This window comes from Streptomyces niphimycinicus (assembly GCF_018883605.1).
Classification (GTDB): domain Bacteria; phylum Actinomycetota; class Actinomycetes; order Streptomycetales; family Streptomycetaceae; genus Streptomyces; species Streptomyces niphimycinicus.
The window spans coordinates 1-4,458 of sequence record NZ_JAHLEM010000711.1; the positions used below are offsets into that span (position 1 = coordinate 1).

A 4,458-nucleotide genomic window follows, 5' to 3' on the forward strand; every position below is an offset into this window, starting at 1 on the left:
GGAAAGGAGCAGAAGCGGGCCACGGCCGGTGTTGGCGATGTCCGCCACGGCGTGCGGGCTGCGAACCGCACCCGCGCATCCGAGGTCGGCGAGCAGACGGCGCGGTGTCGGCACCGCGTAGCGCGCGAAGAGCCTGTCGGACTCCTCCGTTCCGACGGTGTTCGCGACAACGTGGCGGAACTGCTCCGGTGACAGGGACACCATCCGGTCCATGTCCTCGGCCCGCGCGAGGGGCCGTAGCCGGGCCGGGTAGGCCGGCAGCGGAACGTCGTTGGTCGGAACCGGTGCGATGGCGACCGCGGCCCGTCCCACATTGGCGCCGATGAGATGCTGCGCGATGAGCCCGCCGATCGAGTGGCCGACGATCACCGGCGAGATGTCGAACGAGCGCACGATGCCGGCGTAGTGGTCCGTCAGTGCGCCCAGTCCGATACCGCCGAGCGGCTCGGGAAACTTGCGCACGTCTCGCGCGGCAGCGGCCTCCCCCGGCCAGCCGGGGGCGAAAGCGCGGAAACCCCGGCTGGCGAAGCGCTCCGCCCACGAGTCCCAGGAAAGCGCGTGAAGCCACGCGCCATGGATGAAGACGACGGGAGTACGGTTCACGGCTGGTTCCTCCGAGCGTGACGACTGCCCGGCGCCGGCACGCGGGCGACTGTTCCAGGATCGATCAGGCACGGGCGGGCGACGACAGTCGAATGACTGAATCTTCCTCTGGCCGCGGACCGGACACCCGGCGCGATCTTCTCGTCCGGCCGGTGAACCCGTTCCGCTTCCCACCTCGTCTTCTCCGACGTGGAGAAGAACTCCTGCGGCCAGGGTGTTCATTGGCTGGCCTGGCCGCAGGAACGGAGCGGTCGTCCTCGCACGCTTCCCCGTTGCGAGAACGACCGCTCCACCTCGGCGTGCTCAACCATTCCGGGTGACGAATCGCCCGATGCACACTTAGTTTGAAGGGAGTGACGCGCCGTGGAGTCGCCCATCACGATGATCGGCCGGGATGACGAGCAGCGGCAGCTGGCCGCGTTCGTGACGGCTGACGAAGGGCAGGCCCTCGTTCTCAGGGGAGAGACGGGGGTGGGCAAAAGTGCCCGCGCGCCGGATGGCAAGCAGGTCGCGGGGAAGGTGTTCGGGTAACTTTTCGGTGCGAACCCCGGCCTATAGGCCGGGGATAGCCGATCCTCGCACCGGAGCCGCGCAGCGGCTGAGTTCGCTGTGTTGTCAGTGGCGTGCTGGGTGAAGTCGCCCAAGCTGGGCTGGGTCTGTTTCCGCTGGTCGCGCGCCCTCGGCGGTGAGGTCCGGTCCGCGACCGTCAGCCGGAGGGCCGGACGCTGGTACGTCTCCTTCCTCGTGGACGACGGCACGACCACACCCGAAAGGCACACCATGCCGAACACGTCGGTAGGGATCGACCGGGGTGTCAAGACGGCCGCGGTCACCTCGGACCCGGTCAGGACGGAGCACGCGGCGTGCCGTTACGTTACGCCGGGACCACCCGGTAGCTCAGCGCCGCCCGCGGAAGGTTGGCCTGCGCCAGCGTGCCGGAAGCCCACGTACCGCCGGTGCAGTCGGCCCCCGAGTACAGCTCCAGCGACGCAGAGCCAGTGACGATCTGGACCGAGAGGGCCGACTTGGACAACGTGTGGCAAGTGCCGAACTCGCCGAGATCGACCTTGGTCACTGTGCCCGCACCCGTGATATCCGAGTAGAGGTACGCGCCTTCCTTCAGCGTGGGCCAGTCAGCGGCGTTCGCCGCCCTGGCCCCGAGGCCGACCAGGGCCGCGGCCATGGTCACGGCGGCGGCTGTGCTGCGGAGTTTTGTGCTGGGGGTGAACATACAACCCGCCCTTTCCGGTGTGTGACGACGTGGGGAAGACGTCGGCAGGAGTGGTTCGGTCGAATGCGGCCGGCAGCAGATCCTTACACACGTTCAAGCACATGTCGTGAGTGCAAAACTGGCCACCCCACACATGTGCGGATGGCCAGTGGGTGCCCCGGGACCCGGACGGGTCACTTGCCGGCGCCGAGTTCGATCGGGACGCCGACGAGGCTGCTGTACTCGGTCCACGAGCCGTCGTAGTTCTTGACGTTCTCGACACCGGGCAACTCGTGCAGGACGAACCAGGCCAGGGCCGAGCGCTCGCCGATACGGCAGCAGGCGATACGGCCGGCAGTAGGCGATGGTGTTTCCCTGACGAGGTTCGCGTTCTCCTCGGCGGAGAACTCCTTCACCGTGGTCGGGGCGGGATCAGCGGCAGTCGCAGGATGAAGGTCGAGCCGGCGCCCGGGGCGCTGCGGGCCTCGACCGTGCCACCGTGCGCCTCGATCAGCTTGCGCACGATCGACAGGCCGAGCCCGCTGCCACCGGTCTGGCGCGAGCGGGACTTCTCGGCCCGCCAGAAACGGTCGAAGACGTAACGCAGGTCCTCGGGCGCTATCCCTGGGCCCGTGTCGGAAACCTCGATCCGGACGCCCGCCATGGTGGCGGCCGCGGCTGCCCTCCCGGCCTGGGCAGGGACGGGCAGGTCACCGGCTGCCTTCAGGAGCACGGTGCCGCCGGGCGGGGTGTGGCGGATGGCGTTCGACACGAGGTTGCCGACCGTCTGCCGCAGCCGTACCGGGTCCGCCGGCACCATCAGTTCCGGGTCCGCCGCCACCACGAGCCGCACCTTTGCGGCCTCGGCCCCAGGGCCGTGGCCCTGAGCCGTCTGGGCGAGGACGTCGGCCACACTCAGCCGCTCGGTGGTGAGCCGCAGTTCTCCCGCGTCGGCCGCCGAGAGGTCCCGCAGGTCGTCGATGACGTGCTGGAGCAGCATCGCCTCTTCCAGCACAGAGGCCACCAGCTTCTCGTCCGGTGGGACGACACCGTCCTCGACCGCCTCCAGCCAGCCGCGGATGTTGGTCAGCGGCGTGCGCAGTTCGTGCGACACATCGCTCACCATCGCCGTGCGGGCCGCCTCCAGATGCTCGCGCCGCCGTGACATCGCGTTGAACGCGGCCGACAGCCGGGCGATCTCGTCGCCGCCCGATACCTCGACCCGCGCCGAGACGTCCCCGGCCTCCATCCGCTGTGCGGCCAGCGTGAGCCTGCGCAGCGGGCGGATGAGCCGGATGCCCGCGAAGGCCGTGACCGCGACCGTCACCAGCAGCACGAGCGCCGTGCCCCACGCGATCCGCAGCTTGTTGGGCGCCGACAGGTCGAGGAAGGTGGTGGCGGTCCGGTCGCCAGGGCTGCTGACGTAGAGCTGAGCGGCGGGCGCCACGTACGGCTCCAGTTGCTCCGCACGCCCGCTAGCGAGGCAGTCCCGCACGTCCTTGTCAGGCGCGGGCGTGCGGGATTCCGCGCGCAGCGGCTGCCAGGACCCGTCGAGTCGCACGGTTACCCCGCCGCGTCCCCGCCGCGCCAGGCAACTGCCGACCAAGCCGTCGAGGGTGTTCAGTGCCTTCCGCTCCGACGGTATCGGGTTGTTCAGCGCCGCCGCCCCGCACCGGCCCTCGATGGGCGCTCCGTCCGGCGTGCGAACCGTGGGCCGGCCGCTGGGGCCGACCACCATCCGCGCCGCGGCCCCCGCGGTCCGCAAGCACTCGACGACACCCCGAGCCGCGTCCTGCAGCCGTGCGCTCTCCGCGTCCGACACCCGGTACGGGCCGACCACGCGCGGGTCGATCCCCCCGTCGCGCGCCACGGCGGGCAGCATCTGCGGATCGACCGCCAGCGGGTCGATGACCGCGGTCGGCTGGGGCGGGGGCACGTACCGGTGGCCGGACACCGGTGCGGAGTCCACCAGCGTTCGCTCGCCATCGCGCAGGAGGATCCGGTGCCCGGTCTTCCGCCCGAGCTCGGCCACGGTAGGTCCCACCGCGTCCCAGTTCCGGTGCTGCGCCGCGTAGCCGACCAGCACGTCGTACGTCCGTCTTCGTGTCGTCGGCGAGGGCCTTGCCCTGCTCCTGACGGATCGCCACCGCCGTCGTCCGCACGACCGCCCACGTGGTGGCCGCGATCGAGCACACCGACACCAGGGCCGTCACGGCAAGCAGCCGCAGAAGCAGGCTGCGCCGCACCAGCACGGCGAAACCCGAGCCCGCGGATGCCTCACGGCTCATGGCGCACGCCCCCGGGCCGGGACGGACGTCCGCCGTCGGAGAGCTTGTAGCCCACCCCGTACACGGTCACCAGGCACATCGGCCGACGCGAGTTCTCCTCGATCTTCTTCCGCAGGTTCATGATGTGCACATCGACCGTCCGGGTGGTGATGTACCGGTCGAAGCCGTGCAGCCGCTCCAGGATCTGTGACCGGGTGAACACCTGCCCCGGCCGGCCCGCGAGCACCTCCAGCAGCCGGAACTCCCCCGGGGTGCAGGAGATTCTCTCCCCATGCGCCCACACCTCGCGCCGGGCCGGGGCGACGGTGACCGCGCCCGCGGCCAGCAGGTCGCCGCCCGGCGGCCCGCCCGCCGTGC

Annotated in this window: 5 protein-coding genes and 1 pseudogene; 1 reads left to right on the plus strand and 5 read right to left on the minus strand. The window is 70.6% G+C overall.

The genetic code is table 11. The features are described from left to right. Window positions 1–603: alpha/beta hydrolase (locus KN815_RS40855; RefSeq protein WP_216346850.1), on the minus strand; the 603-nt coding region annotated here is incomplete at its 3' end. A 363-nt stretch (window positions 604–966) separates the two neighbouring features. Here KN815_RS40855 and KN815_RS40860 point away from each other — a divergent pair. Continuing rightward, on the plus strand, window positions 967–1,134 hold the full coding sequence (locus KN815_RS40860; protein ID WP_216346851.1) for an ATP-binding protein: 168 nt from the start codon (window positions 967–969) through the stop codon (window positions 1,132–1,134). Window positions 1,135–1,477: 343 nt separating this feature from the next. Here KN815_RS40860 and KN815_RS40865 read toward each other — a convergent pair whose 3' ends face one another. The 4 genes and pseudogenes from KN815_RS40865 to KN815_RS40880 all read right to left on the minus strand — a co-directional run. Next, window positions 1,478–1,834, minus strand: coding sequence for a hypothetical protein (locus tag KN815_RS40865; RefSeq protein WP_216346852.1), 357 nt, complete (start codon window positions 1,832–1,834; stop codon window positions 1,478–1,480). 173 nt (window positions 1,835–2,007) lie between these two features. After that, window positions 2,008–2,229 (minus strand): annotated as a pseudogene (locus KN815_RS40870) (sulfurtransferase); the annotation flags it as partial. Next, window positions 2,226–3,899 (minus strand): sensor histidine kinase, encoded by a 1,674-nt coding sequence (locus tag KN815_RS40875; protein WP_443732343.1) that lies wholly within the window; start codon window positions 3,897–3,899, stop codon window positions 2,226–2,228. The pseudogene KN815_RS40870 and the gene KN815_RS40875, both read right to left, overlap by 4 nt. 191 nt (window positions 3,900–4,090) lie before the next feature. Continuing rightward, window positions 4,091–4,458 (minus strand): winged helix-turn-helix domain-containing protein (locus KN815_RS40880; protein ID WP_216346853.1); only part of this gene is annotated, 368 nt, incomplete at its 5' end.